This is a genomic window from Nocardioides abyssi (assembly GCF_030412915.1).
Lineage (GTDB): Bacteria > Actinomycetota > Actinomycetes > Propionibacteriales > Nocardioidaceae > Nocardioides > Nocardioides abyssi.
Window position 1 is genome coordinate 1 of sequence record NZ_JAUHJR010000016.1, and the last position, 22,086, is coordinate 22,086.

Annotated in this window: 21 protein-coding genes, 1 tRNA gene and 1 rRNA gene; 11 read left to right on the forward strand and 12 right to left on the reverse strand. The window is 73.3% G+C overall.

Going from position 1 to position 22,086, the window contains the following annotated elements:
* Together QWY29_RS19400 and QWY29_RS19405 are read left to right on the forward strand one after the other, a co-directional pair.
* On the forward strand, nucleotides 1-580 hold a 580-nt coding region (locus QWY29_RS19400; RefSeq protein WP_300962863.1), incomplete at its 5' end, for a response regulator transcription factor.
* Nucleotides 581-607: 27 nt separating this feature from the next.
* Complete coding sequence (locus QWY29_RS19405) at nucleotides 608-1,945, forward strand: MFS transporter (RefSeq protein ID WP_300962864.1); 1,338 nt, start codon at nucleotides 608-610, stop codon at nucleotides 1,943-1,945.
* Here QWY29_RS19405 and QWY29_RS19410 read toward each other — a convergent pair.
* The 6 genes from QWY29_RS19410 to QWY29_RS19435 all read right to left on the reverse strand — a co-directional run bounded on the left by QWY29_RS19410 (nucleotide 1,932) and on the right by QWY29_RS19435 (nucleotide 6,130).
* Nucleotides 1,932-2,807, reverse strand: coding sequence for a serine/threonine-protein kinase (locus QWY29_RS19410; protein WP_300962865.1), 876 nt, complete (start codon nucleotides 2,805-2,807; stop codon nucleotides 1,932-1,934). The two genes, QWY29_RS19405 and QWY29_RS19410, sit on opposite strands and share 14 nt — an antisense overlap.
* A 3-nt stretch (nucleotides 2,808-2,810) precedes the next feature.
* Complete coding sequence (locus tag QWY29_RS19415; RefSeq protein ID WP_300962866.1) at nucleotides 2,811-3,221, reverse strand: hypothetical protein; 411 nt, start codon at nucleotides 3,219-3,221, stop codon at nucleotides 2,811-2,813.
* A 102-nt stretch (nucleotides 3,222-3,323) separates the two neighbouring features.
* A tRNA-Val gene (locus tag QWY29_RS19420) sits at nucleotides 3,324-3,398 on the reverse strand.
* Between the two features lie 170 nt (nucleotides 3,399-3,568).
* Entirely contained in the window at nucleotides 3,569-4,033 is a 465-nt protein-coding gene (locus QWY29_RS19425; protein WP_300962867.1) for a peroxiredoxin, read from the reverse strand.
* Nucleotides 4,030-5,661: an AMP-binding protein gene (locus tag QWY29_RS19430; protein ID WP_300962868.1), complete on the reverse strand. Its 1,632-nt coding sequence runs from the start codon at nucleotides 5,659-5,661 to the stop codon at nucleotides 4,030-4,032. The genes QWY29_RS19425 and QWY29_RS19430 overlap by 4 nt, the downstream gene beginning before the upstream one ends.
* 10 nt (nucleotides 5,662-5,671) lie before the next feature.
* The gene (locus QWY29_RS19435; RefSeq protein WP_300962869.1) at nucleotides 5,672-6,130 is read right to left on the reverse strand and encodes a DUF3052 domain-containing protein; all 459 of its coding nucleotides are present in this window, start codon (nucleotides 6,128-6,130) and stop codon (nucleotides 5,672-5,674) included.
* Between the two features lie 189 nt (nucleotides 6,131-6,319).
* On the opposite strand from QWY29_RS19435, the gene aceE reads away from it, so the two are divergent.
* Nucleotides 6,320-9,112 (forward strand): pyruvate dehydrogenase (acetyl-transferring), homodimeric type, encoded by a 2,793-nt coding sequence (gene aceE, locus QWY29_RS19440; RefSeq protein WP_300962870.1) that lies wholly within the window; start codon nucleotides 6,320-6,322, stop codon nucleotides 9,110-9,112.
* A gap of 60 nt (nucleotides 9,113-9,172) precedes the next feature.
* On the opposite strand, the gene QWY29_RS19445 is transcribed toward aceE, so the two are convergent.
* Nucleotides 9,173-10,123, reverse strand: a complete 951-nt coding sequence (locus QWY29_RS19445) for an alpha/beta fold hydrolase (protein ID WP_300962871.1) — start codon at nucleotides 10,121-10,123, stop codon at nucleotides 9,173-9,175.
* Nucleotides 10,124-10,309: 186 nt separating this feature from the next.
* Here QWY29_RS19445 and QWY29_RS19450 point away from each other — a divergent pair, with 186 nt between their 5' ends.
* The 7 genes from QWY29_RS19450 to QWY29_RS19480 all read left to right on the forward strand — a co-directional run bounded on the left by QWY29_RS19450 (nucleotide 10,310) and on the right by QWY29_RS19480 (nucleotide 17,359).
* Nucleotides 10,310-11,500, forward strand: a complete 1,191-nt coding sequence (locus tag QWY29_RS19450; RefSeq protein WP_300962872.1) for a PucR family transcriptional regulator — start codon at nucleotides 10,310-10,312, stop codon at nucleotides 11,498-11,500.
* 152 nt (nucleotides 11,501-11,652) lie between these two features.
* The gene (locus QWY29_RS19455) at nucleotides 11,653-12,837 is read left to right on the forward strand and encodes an acyltransferase domain-containing protein (RefSeq protein WP_300962873.1); all 1,185 of its coding nucleotides are present in this window, start codon (nucleotides 11,653-11,655) and stop codon (nucleotides 12,835-12,837) included.
* Nucleotides 12,837-13,841, forward strand: a complete 1,005-nt coding sequence (locus QWY29_RS19460; RefSeq protein WP_300962874.1) for a beta-ketoacyl-ACP synthase III — start codon at nucleotides 12,837-12,839, stop codon at nucleotides 13,839-13,841. The genes QWY29_RS19455 and QWY29_RS19460 overlap by 1 nt, the downstream gene beginning before the upstream one ends.
* A 38-nt stretch (nucleotides 13,842-13,879) precedes the next feature.
* On the forward strand, nucleotides 13,880-14,125 hold the full coding sequence (locus tag QWY29_RS19465; protein WP_154616258.1) for an acyl carrier protein: 246 nt from the start codon (nucleotides 13,880-13,882) through the stop codon (nucleotides 14,123-14,125).
* Nucleotides 14,126-14,176: 51 nt separating this feature from the next.
* Nucleotides 14,177-15,424, forward strand: coding sequence for a beta-ketoacyl-[acyl-carrier-protein] synthase family protein (locus tag QWY29_RS19470; RefSeq protein WP_300962875.1), 1,248 nt, complete (start codon nucleotides 14,177-14,179; stop codon nucleotides 15,422-15,424).
* On the forward strand, nucleotides 15,424-16,863 hold the full coding sequence (locus QWY29_RS19475) for an acyl-CoA carboxylase subunit beta (RefSeq protein ID WP_300962876.1): 1,440 nt from the start codon (nucleotides 15,424-15,426) through the stop codon (nucleotides 16,861-16,863). The genes QWY29_RS19470 and QWY29_RS19475 overlap by 1 nt, the downstream gene beginning before the upstream one ends.
* Nucleotides 16,864-16,918: 55 nt before the next feature.
* Nucleotides 16,919-17,359, forward strand: a complete 441-nt coding sequence (locus QWY29_RS19480; RefSeq protein ID WP_300962877.1) for a hypothetical protein — start codon at nucleotides 16,919-16,921, stop codon at nucleotides 17,357-17,359.
* A gap of 21 nt (nucleotides 17,360-17,380) precedes the next feature.
* On the opposite strand, the gene QWY29_RS19485 is transcribed toward QWY29_RS19480, so the two are convergent.
* From QWY29_RS19485 to QWY29_RS19495, 3 genes are all read right to left on the reverse strand, one after another.
* Entirely contained in the window at nucleotides 17,381-17,899 is a 519-nt protein-coding gene (locus QWY29_RS19485; protein WP_166196528.1) for a DUF3145 domain-containing protein, read from the reverse strand.
* A gap of 229 nt (nucleotides 17,900-18,128) precedes the next feature.
* Complete coding sequence (locus tag QWY29_RS19490; protein ID WP_300962879.1) at nucleotides 18,129-19,055, reverse strand: alpha/beta fold hydrolase; 927 nt, start codon at nucleotides 19,053-19,055, stop codon at nucleotides 18,129-18,131.
* A 20-nt stretch (nucleotides 19,056-19,075) separates the two neighbouring features.
* Nucleotides 19,076-19,894 (reverse strand): PP2C family protein-serine/threonine phosphatase, encoded by an 819-nt coding sequence (locus tag QWY29_RS19495; protein WP_300962880.1) that lies wholly within the window; start codon nucleotides 19,892-19,894, stop codon nucleotides 19,076-19,078.
* Nucleotides 19,895-20,039: 145 nt separating this feature from the next.
* Between QWY29_RS19495 and QWY29_RS19500 the strand changes: the two genes are divergently transcribed.
* Entirely contained in the window at nucleotides 20,040-20,555 is a 516-nt protein-coding gene (locus QWY29_RS19500) for a hypothetical protein (RefSeq protein WP_300962881.1), read from the forward strand.
* 16 nt (nucleotides 20,556-20,571) lie between these two features.
* Here QWY29_RS19500 and QWY29_RS19505 read toward each other — a convergent pair whose 3' ends face one another.
* Both QWY29_RS19505 and rrf read right to left on the reverse strand, forming a co-directional pair.
* On the reverse strand, nucleotides 20,572-21,627 hold the full coding sequence (locus QWY29_RS19505; RefSeq protein WP_300962882.1) for a tetratricopeptide repeat protein: 1,056 nt from the start codon (nucleotides 21,625-21,627) through the stop codon (nucleotides 20,572-20,574).
* Between the two features lie 100 nt (nucleotides 21,628-21,727).
* A 5S ribosomal RNA gene (gene rrf, locus QWY29_RS19510) occupies nucleotides 21,728-21,844 on the reverse strand.
* Nucleotides 21,845-22,086: the final 242 nt, after the last annotated feature.

Sequence of the window (22,086 nt, forward strand, 5' to 3'; positions counted from 1 at the left end):
CGGACGCCGCGGTCTCGACGAGGCGCTCTCCGGCGGGCACGACCTGATGGTGCTCGACCTCGGGCTGCCGGGCATGGACGGCCAGGAGGTCCTCGAGCTGCTGCGCGCGCAGGGCTCGAGGATGCCGGTCGTCGTGCTCACCGCGCGCGATTCGGTGACCGACACCGTGGGCGCCCTCGAGGGCGGCGCGGACGACTACATGCCCAAGCCGTTCCGCTTCGCCGAGCTCCAGGCCCGCATCCGGCTGCGGCTGCGCCAGGCCCAGGAGCAGGCCACCCCCGGCGCCCCGGCGCGCGACGCCGTCGAGGCCGGCGGCGTACGCCTCGACCTGCGCACGCGCCGCGCCACCGTCGCCGGCACCGAGGTCGACCTGTCGGCGCGCGAGTTCGCCCTGGCCGAGATCTTCATGCTCAACGCCGGGCAGGTGCTCTCCCGCGAGCAGCTGCTCGACCACGTCTGGGGCTTCGACTTCGACCCGGGCTCCAACGTCGTCGACGTCTACGTCGGCTACCTCCGCCGCAAGTTCGGCGCAGCGACGATCGCCACCGTGCGGGGCATGGGTTACCGCTTCGAACGCTGACCGGGGACCCCCGGGTACCGTCCGGCCGTGCCCACCCGCAGCGAACGGCTCGACGCCCTCCCGTTCACCCGCGAGCACGGCCGGCTCGTCGTCGGCTCCGGCGTCGGCTGGGCGCTCGACGCGATGGACGTCGGGCTCATCAGCTTCGTCATGGCGGCGCTCGCGGTGCAGTGGGACCTCGGCCCGACCACGCTGTCGTGGATCGCGAGCATCGGCTTCGTCGGCATGGCCGTCGGCGCCACCCTCGGTGGCCTCCTGGCCGACCGCGTCGGCCGCCGGCAGGTCTTCGCGCTGACCCTGCTCCTCTACGGGCTCGCGACCGGCGCCGCGGCGCTGTCGTGGTCGGTGGGCGCGCTGCTGGTCTTCCGCTTCCTCATCGGCCTCGGCCTCGGCGCGGAGCTGCCGGTCGCGAGCACGCTGGTCAGCGAGTACGCCCCGGCCCGCATCCGCGGCCGCGTCGTCGTCGCCCTCGAGTCGTTCTGGGCCGTCGGCTGGGTGCTGGCCGCGCTCATCGGCTACTACGTCGTCCCGGTCTCCGACGACGGCTGGCGCTGGGCGCTCGCCCTGGGCGCCCTCCCCACGGCGTACGCCGTCGTGGTGCGCCGCGGCCTGCCGGAGTCGGTGCGCTTCCTCGAGCGGCGCGGCCGGCACGACGAGGCCGAGGCCGCCGTCCGCCGCTTCGAGGCCGCCGCCGGCGTGCCCGCGCCGGCCGTCGCCGAGCAGCCCACGCCCGGCCCCGACCAGCCCGGCGCCGACCAGCCCTCCCCCGGCCCGCGTGCCCTCTGGGAGCGCACCCACGCCTCGCGCACGGCGTCGCTGTGGCTGGTCTGGTTCGGCGTGAACTTCTCCTACTACGGCGCCTTCATCTGGATCCCGTCGCTGCTGGTCGCCGACGGCATGGACCTGGTGCGGTCCTTCGGGTTCACCCTGGTCATCACGCTCGCCCAGCTGCCGGGGTACGCCGCCGCGGCGGTGCTCGTCGAGGTCTGGGGCCGCCGCGCGACCCTCTCGACGTTCCTCGTCGGCTCGGCCGTCTCGGCGGTGCTCTTCGGGCAGGCCGACGGCGAGACCGCGATCGTCGCCGCCGGCATGGCCCTGTCGTTCTTCAACCTGGGTGCCTGGGGCGCGCTCTACGCGGTGACGCCGGAGGTCTACCCCACGTCCCTGCGGGCGACCGGCGCCGGGGCCGCGGCGGGCTTCGGCCGGATCGCCTCGGTGCTCGCGCCGCTGTCGGTGCCGTGGTTCCTCGACGCCGGCACCGGCACGACCGGCCTGTTCGCGGTCTTCGCAGCGTTCTTCGTCCTCGCCGCGGCGGCGACCTGGGGCCTGCCGGAGCGCACCGGCGACGCGCTCAGCGAGTCCTGAACCCGGCCAGCCGCGCCCGCGGCAGCCGGTCGAGCGCCGGCTCGAGCGCCTCGGCGACCTCGTGCGGCAGCGGCCGGTCGGCCGGGTCCCGCTCGAGCATCGCCCCGACGGTCTTGACGACCTCGTGCGGCACCCGGTCGGGCAACGGCTGCGGGTCCGCCCACAGCTGCGGGTAGCGGTCACGCAGGTCGGGCGCGTCCGGGTCCCCGTCGGGGAAGGCGCGGTGGCCCGCGACCGCCTCGAAGAGCGTCGCGCCGAGGCCCCACACGTCGCTCGCCCAGCCCGGCACCCCCGTGGCCGGCGGGTCGGTCTGCTCCGGGGCCATGTAGGCGTCGGTGCCGATCGGCGAGGTCAGGGCCGCGGCCGCGTCGACCGGCCGGGCGACGGAGAGGTCGATGAGCCGCGCCGGCGCACCCATGATCACGTTGCTCGGCTTGATGTCGAGGTGGGTCCAGCCGAGGTGGCGCAGGTAGTGCAGCGCCGAGGCCACCTCGATCGCCAGCGGCAGGTACTGCTGCTCCTGCAGCGGGCCGTACCGGCGTACCAACGTCGACAGGCGGGGCCCGTCGACCTGCTCGAGCACGACGTGCGGCCGGTCGCCGTCGAGCCGGTGCCGCAGCCCCCGCACGACGACCGGGTGGTTGACGGTCGCGAGCGCCTCGACCTCACGACGGAGACCGCGCAGGGCCGAGGCGTCCGCGACCAGCCCGGGACGCACGACCTTGACCACGACCGGCGCGTAGGTGATGTCGTCGAAGGCCAGGAACGCCTCGTACGACGAGCCGCCGCCGAGCAGCTTCACGGCGGTCAGCTCGGGGGTGATCGCATCCCCCTCGGTCAGGTGCCAGCTGTCCCGGGCCACGGCTCAACGCCCCCGGGTGTCGTTGCGGGACGCGTCGTTGGTCTTGTTCTTGCTCCAGTCGCGCGTCCGGTCGCCGCCGTCGCGCGTCCAGTCGCGGGTCAGGTCGCTGCGGCTCTTGTCGCGGTCGCGGCTGACCTTGGTGAACCGGCTGTTGGTGTTGTCGCGCGTGGACTTGCTGGCGCCGGTGTTCTTCGACTTCGTGTTGGTGTTCGTGTTCGTGCCGCCGTTGGTGTCGTCGTCATCGTCGTCGTCGACCGCCATGACGACGTCGGGGTTGTCGTCCTTGCGCTGGAACGCCGTGCCGCGGTCCTCGCGCTCGTCGTCGGCGAACGCCACCGGCGCTCCCCACGCGATCAGGCCGGCGCTCACGCCGCCCGCGACCGCCAGGACCCCGGTCCTCACCAGCTTGCTCATGTCTCGTCCTCTCGTCGGTGTCGTGCTGACGAGGAGGACACTGCTGCCGCGCGGTGAGGCGACGGTGAGGCACCGATGAGAGCGCCCTCATGCGGAGGAAGGTGGTGGGCGCAGAGGGGATCGAACCCCCGACCACCTCGTTGTAAGCGAGGGGCTCTACCGCTGAGCTATACGCCCGTGCCCGCTCGGGCGGCCACAGACTAGACGGTGGCGGTCGGCCTCACGAAAAGGGCCGTAAATGGAAGTTGAACCGCTGGCGTCTCGGGTCACCAGCGGTTCAACGAGCAGAACCATATCGCTCGGCGCCGACGCCCGTCCGGGCGACCCCGGAATTCGCGCGCGGCGGTCTAGACGAGGGCGGTGAGCTGCCGCAGGTGCTCGTCGAGGTCGCGGCCCTCGGAGGTCGGGTTGTGCACCGACCAACGCAGCACGCCGTCGCGGTCGACGACGTACGACGAGCGCCGCGGCGCCCCTGTGGCCTCGTTGAAGACGTCGTAGGCCCGGGTCACCTCGCCGTGCGGCCAGAAGTCCGAGAGCAGCGGGAAGTTCAGGCCGTCGGCGTCGGCGAAGGCGCGCAGCGAGAACATCGGGTCGCAGGAGACCGCCATGATCTCGGTGTCGAAGGTGAGGAAGTCCGCGAGCCGGTCGCGCACCGACGTCAGCTCGCCGGTGCACACCCCGGAGAAGGCGTAGGGGAAGAAGAGGATCGCGACCGCCTTGGTGCCGCGGTACGACGACAGCGTGACGTCCTGGCCGAACTGGTCGCGCAGCGTGAAGTCCGGCGCCGGGGACCCGAGCACGAGTCCGCTCACTCGTGGTCCGCCAGGTCGCGCTTGAGCACCTTGCCGGTGGCGTTGCGGGGCAGCTCGTCGAGGAACACGATCTCCTTGGGGACCTTGTAGCGGGCGAGGTTCTCCTTCACCCAGCCCTTGAGCTCCTCCTCGTCGGCGGAGGCGCCGTCGCGCACCACGACGAAGGCGCGCAGCCGCTTGCCGTAGTCGTCGTCGTCGATGCCGACCGCGGCGACGTCCACGACCTTCTCGTGGCGGGCGAGGCAGTCCTCGACCTCCTTGGGGAAGACGTTCTCGCCGCCGGAGACGATCATCTCGTCGTCGCGGCCCTCGACGTAGAGACGGCCGTCGTCGCCGATGCGACCCACGTCGCCGGTCGACATCAGCCCGTCGATCATGTCCTTGCCACCGCCACCGGTGTAGCCCTCGAAGAGCAGGCTGTTGCCGACGAAGATCCGACCCGAGCCGCCCTGGGGCACCTCCTGGCCGTCCTCGTCGTAGACCTTCACGGTCGTCCCCCACGGCGGCTTGCCGGCGGAGTCGGGCGCCTCGCGCAGGTCGACCGGGGTGGCGATCGAGGCGTAGGCGACCTCGGTCGAGCCGTAGATGTTGTAGAGGTTGTCGCCGAAGTGGTCCATCCAGGTGACCGCGAGGTCGCCGGGCAGCGCCGAGCCGGACGAGGCGACGACCTTGACGGTGTCGAGCGCGTGCCGCAGCAGCACCTCCTCCTCGAGGCCGAGGATGCGCTGGAGGAAGACCGGGATCACCGCGAGCGAGTCGCACCGGTGCTCCTCGACGGTCCGCAGGCAGTCCTCGGGGTCGAAGCGGCGCTTGAGCACGATCGTCGACCCCAGCAGCATCGCGAGCGCGAGGTGGGCGAAGCCCCAGGTGTGGAAGAGCGGAGCGGCGATGTGGGTGCGCCACCCGTGCCGCAGCGGCATCCGCGACAGCAGCGAGATCGCCGCGTCGATGCCGGCCTCGTTGCGCGGCGCGCCCTTGGGCGTGCCGGTGGTGCCGGAGGTCAGGATGATGATCCGCCCGTGCCGGTCGGGCGGGTCGAGGTCGGCGTCGTCCGCGCCCTCGACCAGCTGCTCGAGCGTGGGTACGCCGCCGTCCCCGCCGTCGTCGTCGCCGTCACCGTCGACCCAGCCGAGCACCCGCTGCTCGACGTTCGCCTCGGCGAGCAGCTCGGTGAACTCCTCGTCGTGGACGACGACCGTCGGCTTCTCCCGCTCCAGCACGTCGGCGAGCTGCGGGCCCGCGAAGGCGGTGTTGAGGTAGAGCAGGTCGGCGCCGAGCTTGGCCGCCGCGACGGTGGTGTCGACGAAGCCGCGGTGGTTGCGGCACATCAGCGCCACCCCGTCGCCCTCCCCCACGCCGCGCTCGCGCAGCGCACGGGCCAGGGCGTTGGAGCGCCGGTGCATCTCGCCGAAGGTCAGCTCGCCCAGCTCGTCGACCAGCCCCACCCGGTCGGGGAAGCGCACGGCCAGCGTGGCGAAGCCTCCCGCCGGGCCGGTCCCCCAGTCCTTGACCGTCGTGGCCAGCCGCAGCAGCACCGCGGGCGGGTAGGGACGGATGATCCCGGAGGAGGCGAGCACCTTCGCGCCGGTGCCCGCGGCCGCGGCGCGGCCGAGGATGTTCGAGAGCACGGCAGCGAACCTACGCGGGAGTCTTGGGGGCCACCAGACGGGTCGCGGTCCAGTCCTTGCTCACCGCCGCGGTCGTCGTCTGCGACAGACCGGCGATCGGTGCCGCCTCGGCGATGTCGGCGGCGTCCACGGAGTTCGGCCGGCCGACCTTGGGCGTCAGCAGCCAGATGACCCCGCCCCCGACGAGGTCGGTGAGCGCGTCGACGAGGCCGTCGACGAGGTCGCCGTCCTCCTGGCGCCACCAGAGCACGACGGCGTCCACGACGTTGCCGTGGTCACCGTCGACCATGTCGGCGTCGATGGTGTCCTCGATGGAGACGCGGAGGTCGTCGTCGGTGTCGTTGTCCCACCCGAGCTCTTGGACGACCATGCCCTTGGTGAACCCCAACCTCTCGGCGGGTCCGGTGTCGGGTCGGTCGGCACCTGTGGTGCCGGTCCGGGTGGTCCCCCCACCCTCGGTCGAGCTCAACGTGGTCCTCCAGACGCGATCGGCACGACCGCGGGTCCGCGGCCGGATGGGGAGTAGTCCAGCGGAGTCGGGCCCGAGGCGCAAGCCGTCCCGACCTGCGGGAACGCCTCGGGGGCCCCGTCACGGGGCCCCGCTCCGGCTACCGACGGGTAAATTCCCTCGCTCGACCCTGCGTGCAACGATGACGGAGTGACCGGAGAACCACCCACCACCTCAGGCACGCGCACGGGCTCGACCCCCTCGGTGATCCACGAGGGCCTGCCGACCCAGCTGCCGGACATCGACCCGGACGAGACGCACGACTGGCTCGACTCCTTCGACGCACTCGTCGACGAGCGGGGCCGCGAACGCGCGCGCTACGTCATGCTGCGCCTCCTCGAGCGCGCCCGTGAGATGCAGGTCGGCGTGCCCGCCCTGCGCAGCACGGACTACATCAACACGATCCCGCCCGAGCGCGAGCCGTGGTTCCCCGGCGACGAGGAGGTCGAGCGCCGGATCCGTGCCTTCATCCGCTGGAACGCGGCGGTGATGGTCTCGAGCGCCAACCGCAAAGGCCTGGAGGTCGGCGGCCACATCGCCACCTACCAGTCCTCGGCGAGCCTCTACGAGGTCGGCTTCAACCACTTCTTCCGCGGCAAGGACCACCCCGGCGGCGGCGACCAGGTCTACATCCAGGGCCACGGGTCCCCGGGCGTCTACGCCCGCGCGTTCCTCGAGGGCCGCCTCGGCGAGGAGCAGCTCTACCGCTTCCGCCAGGAGGTCCAGCACGGCCCGGGCGCCGGCCTGCCGTCGTACCCCCACCCCCGCCTGATGTCGGACTTCTGGGAGTTCCCCACGGTCTCGATGGGCCTGACCGGCATCAACTCGATCTACCAGGCGCGGTTCAACCGCTACCTGCACAACCGCGGCATCAAGGACACCAGCCAGCAGCACGTCTGGGCCTTCCTCGGCGACGGCGAGATGGCCGAGCCCGAGTCGCTCGGCGCCATCGGCGTCGCCGCCCGCGAGGAGCTCGACAACCTCACCTGGGTCATCAACTGCAACCTCCAGCAGCTCGACGGCCCGGTCCGCGGCAACGGCAAGATCATCCAGGAGCTGGAGTCGACCTTCCGCGGCGCCGGCTGGAACGTCATCAAGGTCGTCTGGGGCCGCGAGTGGGACCAGCTGCTGGCCCGCGACGTCGACGGCGTGCTCGTCAACAAGATGAACACCACCCCCGACGGCGCTTTCCAGACCTACTCGGTCGAGGACGGCGGCTACGTCCGGGAGAGCTTCTTCGGCGGCGACCCGCGGCTGCGCCAGATGGTCGAGCACATGAGCGACCAGCAGATCCAGAAGCTGCCGCGCGGTGGCCACGACTACCGCAAGGTGTACGCCGCGTTCGACTCGGCCACCAAGCACGTCGGGCAGCCGACGGTCATCCTGGCCAAGACCATCAAGGGCTGGACGATCGACGCCCTCGAGGGCAAGAACGCCACCCACCAGATGAAGAAGCTGACCCCGGCCGACCTCAAGAAGTTCCGGGACCGCCTCTACCTCCCGATCTCCGACCGCGACCTCGAGCGCTCCTACGAGGAGACCGGCGCCGCACCGTTCTTCCACCCCGGCGCCGACGCCCCCGAGATCGAGTACATGCTCGAGCGGCGCCGCCAGCTCGGCGGCTCGCTGCCCAAGCGCGTCATCCGCTCCAAGCCCCTCACGCTGCCGGGCGACAAGGCCTACGCCGAGCTCAAGCAGGGCTCGGGCAAGAACGCCGTCGCCACCACGATGGCCGTCGTCCGGCTCCTCAAGGACTGGATGAAGGACACCGAGATCGGCAAGCGCATCGTGCCGATCGCGCCGGACGAGTACCGCACGTTCGGCATGGACGCGATGTTCCCGAGCGCGAAGGTCTACAACCCGGCCGGGCAGCAGTACGAGTCGGTCGACCGCAACATGTTGCTCTCCTACAAGGAGTCCGCGCAGGGGCAGATGCTCCACGAGGGCATCTCCGAGGCCGGCGCGATGGCCTCGGCGACCGCCGCGGGGTCGTCGTACTCCACCCACGGCGAGCCGATGATCCCGTTCTACATCTTCTACTCGATGTTCGGGTTCCAGCGCACCGGCGACTCGATCTGGGCGATGGCCGACCAGCTGGCCCGTGGCTTCCTCATCGGCGCCACGGCCGGTCGCACCACGCTGACCGGTGAGGGCCTGCAGCACGCCGACGGCCACTCGCCGCTCCTCGCGGCGACCAACCCGGCGGTCGTGCACTACGACCCGGCCTACGCCTACGAGGTCGCGCACATCATGCGGTCCGGGCTCGAGCGGATGTACGGCACCGGCGGGCCCGAGGGCCACGGTGAGGACGTCATCTTCTACCTGACCGTCTACAACGAGCCGGTCAGCCAGCCCAAGGAGCCCGACGACGTCGACGTCGAGGGCATCCTGCGCGGCATGCACCAGGTCTCCCGCGCCGAGGGCGAGGGCCCGCGGGTCACGCTCATGGGCTCGGGCGTGGGCATGCCGTGGGTCGAGGACGCCAAGCGGATGCTGGCCGAGGAGTGGGGCGTCCAGGCCGACACCTGGTCGGTCACCTCCTGGAACGAGCTGGCCCGCGACGCCATCTCCGCCGAGGAGTGGAACCTCCTGCACCCCGGCGAGGAGCCCCGCTCGTCGTACGTCGAGGAGCGCCTGATCGACGTCGAGGGCCCGGTCGTGGCGGTCTCGGACTTCATGCGGGCCGTCCCGCTGCAGATCGCCCGTTGGGTTCCTGGCGACTACCGCGTGCTCGGTGCCGACGGCTTCGGCTTCGCCGACACCCGCCCGGCCGCCCGCCGGTACTTCCACATCGACGCCCAGTCCGTCGTCGTGCAGGCCCTCCAGGCCCTCGCCGACGCCGGCCAGGTCGACCGCTCGCAGGTCGAGAAGGCGTTCGCGACGTACCGCATCGACGACCCCACGGCCGTCTCCGGTGTGAAGCAGGAGGGCGGCGACGCCTGACGCAGCGCGGCTGTCGAGACAGGGCGGTGACCACTCCGGTGGTCGCCGCCCTGCTGCGTCTCAGGCGCTGGTGATCTCGGTGACCGTGGCGAGCGGGGTCGGCTCGGCCCGGCCGTCGACGAGCAGCCTGCGCACGCGGTCGCGGTCGTACGCCGCCGGCTGGGTGGTCCGCACGAAGTCGTGGACGACCTTGGCGAACCGCTCGGGGTGGTCCTTGTGCGGGAAGTGGCCGGCGTTGGGGATGATCTCGACCCGCGAGCGCGGGGCGAGCTCGCCCGCGCGGCCGGCGTGCCGGACCGGGATGACGGTGTCGTCGCGGCCCCACACGACCGCCATCGGCATCTCCTCGGTCAGGTAGGCCCGGTCGGCCATGGTGACGACCTGACCCTTCCAGTCCACGACGCCGCGCACGACGTGGCGGATCGCGTGGCGGGCGGCCGGGTCCTTGAACGAGTCGTAGATCTCGGCCATCTCGCCGAGGTCGCGGGCGTGGCGGGAGGGCAGCGCGCCGAGCAGCTGCATGCCCTTCTTCCCGACGTGCCGGACGCCGGGCAGCGTCAGCAGGCCCATCACCTGGTGGAAGCCGGGCGTGGTGACCGCGCGGATCGCGGGCGTCACCTCGGGGCCGAGGCCGCCGGAGGCGACGAGGACCAGGCGCTCGGTGCGCTCGGGGTACTGGTAGGCGAACTGCATCGCCACGCCGCCGCCGAAGCTGTGCCCCACGACCGTCACCTGGTCGATGCCGAGCACGGTCAGCAGGTCGCGCATGCCGTTGGCGAACCCGCCGAGGCTGTAGTCGGCCCGCGGCTTGTCGGACCGGCCGTGGCCGAGCAGGTCGGGCGCGATGACGGTGTAGCGCCGGGCGAGCAGGTCGATGACCGGCTCCCACGTCGTGTGGTCGCAGCCGAGCCCGTGCAGCAGCAGGAGCGCCGGGCCCTTCCCGACCTTGACGTAGGCACGCCGGTGGCCGTGGATCGTGACGTGCTGGACCTCGTGGGGCGTGCTGGGCACGGGGGCCTCCTGTGGGACGTCGTTCTCGACGGTGGCCCGACCCTAGGGCCGGCCGGTCGCCGAAGGCGCGGGAACATGCGTTTTCCCTTGCCTGCAACACGATTCCGCGTCACCGGGGTGGTGCGCGTCCTCCGATCGGTCGGTCCGCCCCACCCCCTGCGCCGGTCCGAGGACTAGCCTCGGGGCGTGCCGAGCCGTCGCCCCGCAGTACCCCGCTCGCGCACCGCCGATGCGTTGCAACGGGCCACCGGAGCCCTGAGCACCGCGGCGACCGCGCGGATGGATGCCGAGCTCCCCTGGTTCCGCGACCTGAGCGCCCAGGACCGGTCCTGGGTGGGCCTCATCGTCCAGGCCGGCATCCGGGGCTTCGTCGACTGGTTCCGTGCCGACGACGGCTCGCCGGCCCCCGACGCCAGCAAGCTGGCCACCTCGGTCTTCGGCGCCGCGCCGCGCGCGCTGGCCGGCATCATCAACCTCCAGCAGACCGTCGACCTGGTCCGCCTCTCCATCGCGGTCGTGGAGAGCGACGTCGACCGCCTGCTCGACCCCGGCGACGTCCCGCTCGTGCGGGCGGCGGTGCTGCGCTACGCCCGCGAGGTCGCCTTCGCGACCGCCGAGGTCTACGCGCGGGCGGCCGAGACCCGCGGCGCCTGGGACGCCCGGCTCGAGGCGCTCGTGGTCGACGCCGTGCTGCGCTCGGAGGCCGACGAGTCGGTGCTCAGCCGGGCCAGCGCGCTGGGCTGGGGGGCGGTCGGCGACGTCGCGGTCGTGCTGGGCTCGGTCCCGGACGGCACGCCCGCCACCGACCTCCCCGAGGAGGTACGCCGTGCGGCGCGGGCCGCGGGCCTCGAGGCGTTGTGCGCGGTGCAGGGCGACCGGCTGGTCGTCCTGCTCGGCGGGGTCGAGGACCCCCGGGCGGCCGCCGAGTCGGTCGTCGCGAGCTTCGGCGACGGCCCCGTGGTGGTCGGCCCCGCGGCGGACGACCTGACGGCGGCGTACGCCTCGGCGCGGGCGGCGGTCTCGGCCCACCGCGCCGCCGCCGGCTGGCCCGGGGCCCCGCGCCCGGTGCAGAGCATCGAGCTGCTGCCCGAGCGGGCGCTGGCCGGCGACGGGCACGCGCGACGCCACCTGGTCGAGGCGGTCTACCTGCCGCTGGTGCGGGCGCGCGGCACGATGACCGAGACGCTGGCGACGTACCTCGACGAGGGGTCCTCGATCGAGGGGGCCGCCCGCACGCTCTTCGTCCATCCCAACACCGTGCGCTACCGCCTGCGCCAGGTCGCCGACCTCACCGGCTACTCCCCCACGCGCCCCCGCGACGCGTTCGTCCTGCGCATCGCGCTGGTGCTGGGGCGGCAGTCCGGCCGCACCGACTGATCCGCACCGACTGATCCGCACCGACCTGATCCGCGGCCACTGATAGGCGCGACGCGGCGTCGGGAGTTGGAGGGTTCCTACAACGACCGCCGGGGTGACTTCGTGCGCGTCCGAGGCGAGACGAGCCCCTCCGGACGGGCAAGGTGGACCTCGTGCTCGTCATCGTCGCCCCGGGCCAGGGGGCCCAGACCCCCGGCTTCCTCCGCCCCTGGCTGGAGGACCCGACCTTCGCCTCGCGCTTCGAGTGGCTCGCCACGGTGGCCGGCGTCGACCTGGTCACCCACGGCACCGAGTCCGACGCCGAGACCATCCGCGACACCCGCGTCGCCCAGCCGCTGCTGGTGGCCACCGGGCTCGTCGCCGCCCTCGAGCTCTTCCCGCACCCGGCCGACGCGTTCGCCCGCATCGGCGCGGTCGCCGGCCACAGCGTCGGCGAGCTGACGGCCGCGGCCGGCGCCCGGGCGATCACCGCCGAGCAGGCGATGGTGCTGGTCCGCGAGCGCGGCAACGCGATGGCCGACGCCTCCGCGGTCACCCCGACCGGCATGACCGCGATCCTCGGCGGTGAGCGCGACGAGGTGCTCGCCGCGCTCGCCCGCCACGGGCTGACCGCCGCCAACGACAACGGTCCCGGCCAGGTGGTCGCCGCCGGCACGCTCGAGCAGCTGGCCGCGCTCGCCGACGACGCCCCGGTCAAGGCACGGCTGATGCCGCTGAGCGTCGCCGGCGCCTTCCACACCGAGCACATGCGGCCCGCTGTCGACCACGTCGAGCGGCTCGCGCGGTCGGTCTCGACCCACGACCCCCGCACGCGCGTCATCTCCAACCGCGACGGCCAGGTCGTCCACGACGGCCGCGAGGTGCTGCGCCGGATCGTCGGTCAGGTCGCCAGCCCGGTCCGCTGGGACCTGTGCCTGGAGACCATGGCCGACCTGGGAGTCACCGGCATCCTCGAGATGCCGCCTGCCGGCACCTTGACGGGCATCGCCAAGCGCGCGCTCAAGGGGGTCGCGACGTTCGCGCTGAAGACCCCCGACCAGCTCGACGCGGCCCGCGCGTTCTGCGAGGAGCACGGCGAGTCCTCCGAGATGGAGACCTCGCCGACCTGGCGGATGGTCGTCTCCCCGGTCAAGGGCACCTTCCACATCGCCGGCGAGGCCGCCGGGTCCGACGTGCTGCCGGCCGGCGCCCCGATCGGCGACGTCGCCAGCCTGCGCGACCGGGTCGCGGTGACCGCGGCCCACGGTGGCCAGGTCGTCGAGTGGCTCGTCGAGGACGGCGACCTCGTCTCCCCCGGCCAGCCGCTGCTCCGCCTCCACCCCGAGGGTGCTGCCTGATGCCCGCGACGCTCCGGGCGACCACCGGCTCCCCGCACGCCCGCATCCTCGGCATCGGCGCCTACCGTCCCCGCCGGGTCGTCCCCAACTCCGAGGTCGTCGAGGCGATCGACTCCAGCGACGAGTGGATCCAGCAGCGCTCGGGCATCAAGGAGCGCCGCTTCGCCGAGGCGGACGAGACGATCACGATGATGTCGGTCGCCGCGGCCCGCCAGGCGCTCGACCAGGCCGGCATCGACGCCAAGCAGGTCGACTGCGTCGTCGTCGCGACCGTCAGCCACCTGGTGCAGACCCCTGCGGCCGCCACCGTGGTCGCCCACGAGCTCGGCACCGACCAGGCGGCGGCGTTCGACGTCTCCGCCGCGTGCGCCGGCTTCTGCCACGGCGTGGCCATGGCCGCCGACTTCGTCCGCGCCGGCAGCGCCCGCCACGTGCTGGTCGTCGGCGTCGAGCGCCTCTCCGACATCACCGACATGACCGACCGCGGCACCGCCTTCATCTTCGCCGACGGCGCGGGCGCGGCGGTCGTGGGTCCCAGCGACGTGCCCGGCATCGGCCCGGTCGTGTGGGGCTCCGACGGCGAGCAGGCCGACCTGATCCGATCCCGCCACGACTGGCGCGACGTCCTGGACGCCGAGGAGCCCGTGATGCCGCACCTGGTGATGCAGGGCAGCGCGGTCTTCCGCTGGGCCTCCTTCACCATGGCCAAGGTCGCCCAGCAGGCCCTGGACCGCGCCGGCATCACCGTCGACGAGCTCGACTGCTTCGTCCCCCACCAGGCCAACATGCGCATCACCGACGCGATGGCGCGGTCGATGAAGCTGCCCCCGTCGGTCCGCATCGCCCGCGACATCGCCCAGCAGGGCAACACCTCCGCGGCCTCGGTCCCGCTCGCCCTGGAGCGGATGGTCGCCGAGGGCGACGCCCGCTCCGGCGACACCGCACTGCTCGTGGCCTTCGGCGCCGGCCTGGCGTACGCCGCCCAGGTCGTCGTCGTCCCCTGATTCCCGCACCACCCCACCACCCGAGAGGAACAGCACGCATGGCAACCACCGAGGAGATCCGCTCCGACCTCGCCGAGATCGTCAACGAGGTCGCCGGCGTCGATGCCGCCGACGTCCAGCTCGACAAGGCCTTCGTCGAGGACCTCGACGTCGACTCCCTGTCGATGGTCGAGGTCGTCGTCGCCGCCGAGGAGAAGTTCGGCGTCTCCATCCCCGACGACGAGGTCAAGAACCTCCGCACCGTCGGCGACGCCGTGGCCTTCATCGAGCGCGCCTCGGCCTGACCGGCCGCCACCGCCCCGCCCCGCACGTCCCTTCCTCGAGGAGCCACCATCATGTCCGCCACGCGCGTCGTCGTCACCGGCCTGGGAGCCACCTCCCCGGTCGGCGGTGACGTCCCCTCCACCTGGTCCGCCCTGCTCGAGGGTCGCTCCGGCGTCGCTGCCCTCACCGAGGAGTGGGCCGAGCCGCTCGGCGCCCGCATCGCGGCCCGGGTCGCGGTCGAGCCGAGCGAGACCCTGGACCGGGTCAAGGCGCGCCGGATGGACCGCTCCGGCCAGCTGGCCATGGTGGCCGCCCTCGAGGCGTGGGCCGACGCCGGTCTCTCAGGCACCGCCTCGGAGACCGGCGTCGACCCCGAGCGCCTCTCGGTGGCCATGGCCTCCGGCATCGGCGGCGTCACGACGCTGCTGTCCAACTACGACGCCCTGCTGGCCAAGGGCCCGCGCCGCGTCTCGCCGCTGGCCATCCCCATGCTCATGCCCAACGGCCCCGCCGCCGGGATCGGCCTCGCGCTCGGCGCGAAGGCCGGCGTGCACACCCCGGTCTCGGCCTGCGCCTCCGGCAACGAGGCGATCGCCCTGGGCATCGACCTCATCCGCCTCGGCCGCGCCGACATCGTCGTGTGCGGCGGCACCGAGGCGGCCGTGCACGCGCTGCCGATGGCCGCCTTCGGCCAGATGATGGCGCTCTCCAAGCGCAACGACGACCCGACAGCCGCCTCTCGTCCCTGGGACAAGGGCCGCGACGGGTTCGTGCTCGGCGAGGGCGCGGCCGTCCTCGTCCTGGAGTCCGCCGAGCACGCCGCCGCCCGCGGCGCCCGGGTGTACGCCGAGGCCGCCGGCGCCGGCATCACCGCCGACTCCCACGACATCGCCCAGCCCGACCCGGTCGGCGCCGGGGCGACCCGCGCGATGCGCGCCGCGCTGCGCGACGCCGACCTCTCCCCCGGCGACGTCGCCCACATCAACGCCCACGCCACCTCCACGCCCCAGGGCGACGTGGCCGAGGCGCTGGCGATCCGCAACGCCCTCGGCGGCGCGTCGTCCGGCGCGGTGCTCACCTCCACCAAGTCGATGACCGGCCACCTCCTCGGTGCGGCCGGCGCGCTGGAGTCGGTCGCCACCGTGCTCGCCCTGCACCACCGCACGGTGCCGCCGACGATCAACCTCGACGACCCCGAGGACATCGGCCTCGACGTCGCCGACAAGGTCCGCGACCTGCCGGCCGGCGACGTCGCCGGGCTGAACAACTCCTTCGGGTTCGGCGGCCACAACGTCGCCCTGGTCTTCCGGAGCGCCTGATGACCCAGGCCCCCGTCGCGCCGCGCACGGCCACGAAGGTCCCGCGCGAGCAGGACCCCCGCCACCCGGTCACCCGGCTGCGGGCGCTGCTCGACGAGGGCACCCTCGAGCTGATCACCCCCGACGACGACTCCGGGATGGTCGCGGCGGTCGGCGCCGTCGAGGGCACGCGCGTCGTCGCGTTCTGCTCCGACGCCACCGTCATGGGCGGCGCGATGGGCGACCGCGGCTGCCAGGTCGTGGTCGAGGCCTACCACCGCGCGATGACCGACGGCGTGCCGATCATCGGCCTGTGGCACTCCGGCGGCGCCCGGCTCGCCGAGGGGGTGCTGTCCCTCCACGCGGTCGGCCGGATCTTCAAGGTGATGACGCAGGCGTCGGGCCGCGTCCCGCAGGTCTCCGTGGTCCTCGGCCCCGCCGCCGGCGGCGCGGCGTACGGTCCGGCGCTCACCGACGTGGTCGTCCTGGGTCCCGAGGGCCGGATCTTCGTCACCGGCCCGGACGTCGTCCGCTCGGTCACCGGTGAGGACGTCGACATGCTGCGCCTCGGCGGCCCCGAGCCGCACGGCCGCCGCTCCGGCGTCGTCCACGTGCTCGCGGAGTCCGAGCGCGAGGCGCTCGACCGTGCCCGCGGCGTCGCGAGCCTGCTCGGCGCCCAGGGCAGCCTGCGCGTCGCCGACGTCGAGGACCGCGACCTCGAGGCGCTCCTGCCGGAGTCCCGCCGCCGCGCCTACGACGTCCACCCGCTCGTCGAGGGCGTCCTCGACGAGGGCACCGCGCTGGAGCTGCACGCGAAGTGGGCGCCCAACATCGTGACCGTCCTGGGTCGGCTCGGGGGCCGCACGGTCGGCGTCGTCGCCAACAACCCGCTGCGCCTCGGCGGCTGCCTCGACTCGCTGTCGGCGGAGAAGGCCAGCCGCTTCGTGCGGATGTGCGACGCCCTGGGCGTGCCGCTCGTCGTCCTCGTCGACGTGCCGGGCTACCTGCCCGGCGTCGGGCAGGAGTGGGACGGCGTCGTACGCCGCGGCGCGAAGCTGCTGCACGCGTTCGGCGAGTGCGTGGTCCCGCGGGTGACGCTGGTGACCCGCAAGACCTACGGCGGCGCCTACATCGCGATGAACTCCCGCTCGCTCGGCGCGACCAAGGTGTTCGCCTGGCCCGGCGCCGAGGTCGCGGTCATGGGCGCCGTGGCGGCCGTGCGCGTGCTGCACCGGCGCCGGCTGGCCGAGGTCGCTCCCGAGATCCGGCCGCAGGTCGAGGCCGAGCTGGCCGCCGAGCACGAGCGGCTCGCCGGCGGCGTCGACAAGGCCGTCGAGATCGGCGTGGTCGACGAGGTCGTCGACCCGGCGCTCACCCGGTCCGCCCTCGCCCGGGCGATCGACGACGCGGTCCAGGCCGAGGGCGTGCGGCACGGCGTGCACGGCAACATCCCGCTCTGAGGTCGCCCGGCGGACGCCAGGTGTGGGGTGACCACGCATCGGGGACGATGGGCGCATGCCCGGACCCAGCCGCGCCCTCGCCCGCCTGCTCCTCGCCGCCCTGCTCGGGGTGCTCGCCGTCCCCGGCTCGCTGGCCCTGAGCACCTCGCCCGCCGGCGCGGCCGTCCCCGTCGAGCCCTCGTGGGGGAAGACCGCGGCGCCGAACGGGGTCCTGGCCAAGGGGTGCAAGAAGTACCCCTACCGCTACAAGCTGACCCTCCCCACCGACGACTGGGAGGTCGACCTGGTCATCAAGGACCGGCGCGGCAACAAGGTGGCGTCGGCCTACCTGCTCAGCGACAGCGAGCAGCCGCAGGGCAAGCGCTGGTTCCGCCTGTGCGGACCCACGACGGTCCCGGGCAAGTTCGTCATCCGCGCGAAGGTGTCCTCCTGGGACGGCTGGGAGGAGGACGAGCGGCGGCTGCCCAACAGCAGCTTCCGCCTGCGTCGCCGCTGACCCGCGCCCAGCGCTCTGCTCTCAGACGACCTGGTGCAGCCAGCGCACCGGGGCGCCGTCGCCGGCGTGACGGAACGTCTCGAGCTCGTCGTCCCAGGGCTTGCCGAGGAGCTTGTCGATCTCGACGAGCAGCGTCGTGTCGCCGAGCGCGGCCTTGACGACCGCGGCCTTGAGCCGGTCCTCGGGGATCATGATGTCGCCGTGCAGCCCGGTGACGGCGTGGAAGACGCCGAGCTCGGGGGTGTAGGAGTAGCGGGCGCCCTCGGTGCCGGAGGTCGGCTCCTCGGTCACCTCGAAGCGTAGGTGGTTCCACCCGCGCAGCGCCGAGGCGATGGCGGCAGCCGAACCAGGCGCGCCGGTCCAGGACAGCTCGGCGCGGTACGTGCCCGCCTGCGCCGGCTGGGGGGTCCAGTCGGCGTTGACGGCAGCACCCAGCACACCGCCGACGGCCCACTCGATGTGCGGGCACAGCGCGGACGGCGCTGAGTGGACGTACAGGACGCCCCTCGTCGCGGTGCGGGTAGCAGTGCGTGCGGTCACCGTGACCTCCTTCTTCCTCGGCGCGAGCTACGCCTTCCCCAGCGGTCTCGTGTCGGTCGAAGTCAGTCGGTAGATGACAACGATGTAGTTGTGCCTCCATTGTGTCGCAAGTTGCGCCTGAGCACCAGCGGTACGGACCACGGCGCGCCCCGGCACCGGTCCGGGCTGGCCCCGGAGCGGGCCCGGAGTGGGTCCGCAGTGGGTCCGCAGTGGGGTCCTGGGAGTGCGCTCAGGGGGCGCCGGCGGCGGTGGCCGCCCGCCGCGGACCGAGGTCCAGGACGGTGCCGAGCACCTCCTCGGCGATCCCGAGCCCACCGAGGTGGCTCTCGCCGTCGATGACGCTGATCGTGGCGTCGCGCAGCCGGTCGACGACGTGCTGCCCGTGCCGGAACGGCACGATGTGGTCGGCGTCGCCGTGCCACCAGCGCACCGGCACGCCGACGTCGGCCAGCCGGAAGCCCCAGTCGCGGGTGAAGAGGACGAGGTCGGCCAGCGGCGCCGAGGTCTGGAAGCGGCTGCCGTTAAGGAGGTCGTCGACGAACATCGCCTTGACCTCCGGACGGGCGAGCAGCCGCCGGTCCCCCTCCGGCTGCACGGCGGCGTACAGGTCCAGGAAGCTGCCGGCGATCGGGCGGACGACGCGGATGAGCTGGGTCAGGCCGATCCCGAGCGGCACGCGGGTCGCCGCGATGACCGGGGCGAGCCGCACCGCGAGCTGGATCGGGCCGCCCGGGGCGGCGTCGGGGCCGACCGTCGGGGCCACGCCACCGAGGACGCCGATGCCGTGCACCCGGTCGGGCATCGCGGCGCCGGCCGCGAGCACGTACGGCGCCCCGCCGGAGAGCCCGACGAGCCGCAGCGTGTCGACCGCGAGGGTGTCGAGGAGGATCTCCAGGTCGCCGGTCCAGTCGTGGACGTCGGGGTAGAGGTGCGGCGTCGACGTGCCGATCCCCGGGCGGTCGACGCCGATGATCCGCACCCCCCGGGCCTCGGCGAAGGCCCGCGCCTCGAGCGGGATCTGCCGGCGACCTCCGGGGGTGCCGTGCATCCAGACGACCGCGGGCCCCCGGGCCGCGCCGTACTCCGCGAAGCTGAGGCGCCGGCCTGCCCGCACGGCCACCGTGCCCTCCAGGGCGGGCCGTTCGACGTTCGTCACAGCCGGGAGTGTGCCACGGGTCACGCGGTGGCGGCGGGCCCCTGCACGATGCGGACCGGACCGGGATCGACGACGTTGGCCGGGTCGGTCAGCGCCCCCAGCACGGTGCCGACGCCGTCCGGCGCAGGGCCCTGCTCGTCCACGAGGTCGAGCACGACGCAGGTGACGTTGTCGCGGCCGCCGGCGGCAAGCGCCGCGTCCAGCAGCGCCTGCGCGGCCTCGTCGGCCGGTCCCCGACCGAGCAGCGCGGCGAGCTCGTCCTCGGCCACCAGGTCGCTGAGCCCGTCGCTGCACACCAGGAAGCGGTCACCCGGGGCGGCGTCGACCGGCACGAGGTCGACGCCCGCGTCGGCGGGGTCACCGTCGACCGAGCGCAGCACGACGTTGCGCCACGGGTGCCGGGAGGCCGCCTCGCGGGCCAGCTGGCCCGACGCCACCAGGTGCGCGACGTAGGTGTGGTCGACCGACAGCTGCTCCAGCAGCCCGTCGCGGATCCGGTAGGCACGCGAGTCGCCGACGTGCCCGAGCACGACCCGGCTGCCGTCGCAGAGCAGCACCGTGAGCGTCGTGGCCATGCCGAGGCGGGTCAGGTCGTGCTGGATAGCCCGGCGGATGCCGGACCGCCCACGGTCGGTCCCGACCGCGAGCACCTGCTCGAGGGTGTCGGGCGCCGCCGCGGGGAGCATGCCGGTGGCGGCCTCGACGACCGCTGCTGCGACGGTCGCGGCAGCGATCTCGCCGGCGGCCGCTCCCCCGACGCCGTCGGCCACCAGGCCGACGTGGGGCGCGACGAAACCCGCGTCCTCGTTGTGCTCGCGCACGTGACCGACGTGGCTCACGCCGGCACCCGAGAACCGCAGCATCGCACCTCCTCACGACTCCGGGGCAGTGAACAGGCCGCCGACGACCGGGGTCAAGACCACCACGGGAGTACCCGCTGCGGAACGCCACCAAGCGCGGTGTGGCGTGCCCTACTCTCTCGCCATGACCTCAGCCGGCGCCCCGCTCGAGGTGAGCGCCCGGCGGCGAGTGGTCCGCTGGGCCGTGGTCGCGGCGATGCTGGTCGCGCTGCTCGCCGTCCTCGGGTGGTACTCCACCCACCCCCCGGCCCTGGCGACCTCGCCGGACACCCGGCGGGCGTCCACACCGGTGGAGGTCCCCGTGTACGTCGGCATGTACGCCGCACCGCGCGACCGCACGCTGAGCATCGACGGCGTGAAGCTGCACGCGACCGCCAACACCGAGGTCGTTGTCACGCCCCTCGTCTGCAAGGGCGGATCGCTGGTCGTCACGTCCGACCCGCAGGCGTTCTGCCGCGAGCTGGTGCCGCCCGCGGGCGAGCGCCTGCAGCCTGGCGACTCGGTCGTCGTCGAGGTCAGCGCGGACGTGCCGGCGATCGTCGTGCTCGACCGGGTGCGCGTCGGCTACCAGGACGGCATCCGGGCAGGCACGCAGCCGGCCGGCGTCGAGCACGCGATCATCACCGTGCTCGGCCGCTGACCGGCCGCGTCCTTACTCAGTCCTGCGGGATCCGCTTCTCCAGCGCCTCGGCGCGGTCGGCGGCGTCGGTGATCTCCTCGCTGTCGATCGCGTGCGTGCGGTGGAACCACGCGAGCGCGTCGGTCAGCCGGCCGGCGGCCTCGAGGGTGTCGGCGTAGGTGTAGCGCAGCCGGACGACCCAGGCAGCGCGGGTCTTGGAGGTCAGCGGCGCCAGCTCCAGGGTCCGCAGCGCGGCGTCGAGCTGACCCATGTCACGGCGGGCGCCGGCCTCGACGATCGTCATCTCGGCCTTGGCCTCCGGCGCGAAGTTGGCGACCGACGGGCTCTTGGCGAGCTTCAGCGACTGGTCGGGGTTGCCGAGGGCGCGGTGGCAGTCGGCCATGATCGGCAGGTACGCCGGGGAGCCGTTCATCCGCTTGGCGGCCCGCAGCTCCGCCAGCGCCTCGGCGTAGTGACCGGCGGCGTACGCCGCCTCGCCGGCCGCCTCGCGCACGACCGCGAGCCGGGGCGCGCGGGAGCGGGCGGCCAGCGTGTGCTGGTAGGCGGTCTCGGGGTCGGTGTCGATCAGCGAACCGGCCGCGGCCAGGTGCCGCGCGACGCGGGCCGCGAGCTTCTCGGGCATGCCCTTGAGCTGCGCGGTGATCGCGCGGTCGAGCTCCTTGCCGGTGATGTCCGGCGGGAGGTCGGGGCCGTCGTAGCGCGCCTGCTCCGCGGTGCGGTCCACCGGCTTGTCCCCGGGACGGCGACGGTCCGAGGAGCGGTCGGAGGAACGACCCGGGCGGTCGGGACGACCGCCGCGCTCGGGGCGGCCACCGGAGCTGCTGCTGCCACTGCTGCGGCGGTCACGACGGTCGTCGCTGCGGGGGTCGAAGCGCTCGGAGCGCTCGTTCGACCGCGACGAGCGGCCGGAGCCGCCGGCGCCCTTGTCGGGACGACCGCCACCGGAGCCGCTCCCGGACTTCTCGGGACGGCCTCGGCCGCTCCCGGTCGGCTTGCCGCCCCGGGGCCCACCGGACCGGCTGCCGCCGCCCGCCCCCTGGGACGGACGCTGGTTGCGACGCTCTTCGGCCACGGTCCACCTCTGCACTTCCTGGCCCTCCCGGGCCGTCCTACGTCGATCTGCTGCACAAACACGTAGAGGCCACCCAGCGGGTGGCCTCTACGAAGTGTATGTCCGGCGGCGTCCTACTCTCCCACAACCTCGCGGTTGCAGTACCATCGGCGCTGAAAGGCTTAACTTCCGGGTTCGGGATGGGACCGGGTGTTTCCCTCTCGCTATGGCCGCCGTAACTCTAGCGGTCCGCACCTCCCGCGGGCTGACCATGATAGGTCGCCGGGCTGGTGCGTTCCAAGCCTCTATTCACCTGTCCACCGCCACAGCCCCGTCAGGGCGTAGTGGTGTGGTGTGTTCTGGATTCGTGGACGCGAGCACTCGTAAGACGGTTGTTGTCTTGGTTGAGTGGTTGTGGGACAAGCCCTCGGCCTATTAGTACCGGTCGGCTAGGCATTACTGCTGTACACCTCCGGCCTA

What these genes read in the sequence shown, in the direction of transcription:
- QWY29_RS19480 (WP_300962877.1), top strand. Translation starts at nt 16,919, where the DNA reads ATGCCCGGACCCAGCCGCGCCCTCGCCCGCCTGCTCCTCGCCGCCCTG.
- QWY29_RS19470 (WP_300962875.1), top strand. Translation starts at nt 14,177, where the DNA reads ATGTCCGCCACGCGCGTCGTCGTCACCGGCCTGGGAGCCACCTCCCCG.
- QWY29_RS19500 (WP_300962881.1), top strand. Translation starts at nt 20,040, where the DNA reads ATGACCTCAGCCGGCGCCCCGCTCGAGGTGAGCGCCCGGCGGCGAGTG.
- QWY29_RS19465 (WP_154616258.1), top strand. Translation starts at nt 13,880, where the DNA reads ATGGCAACCACCGAGGAGATCCGCTCCGACCTCGCCGAGATCGTCAAC.
- QWY29_RS19415 (WP_300962866.1), bottom strand. Translation starts at nt 3,221, where the DNA reads ATGAGCAAGCTGGTGAGGACCGGGGTCCTGGCGGTCGCGGGCGGCGTG.
- QWY29_RS19475 (WP_300962876.1), top strand. Translation starts at nt 15,424, where the DNA reads ATGACCCAGGCCCCCGTCGCGCCGCGCACGGCCACGAAGGTCCCGCGC.
- QWY29_RS19460 (WP_300962874.1), top strand. Translation starts at nt 12,837, where the DNA reads ATGCCCGCGACGCTCCGGGCGACCACCGGCTCCCCGCACGCCCGCATC.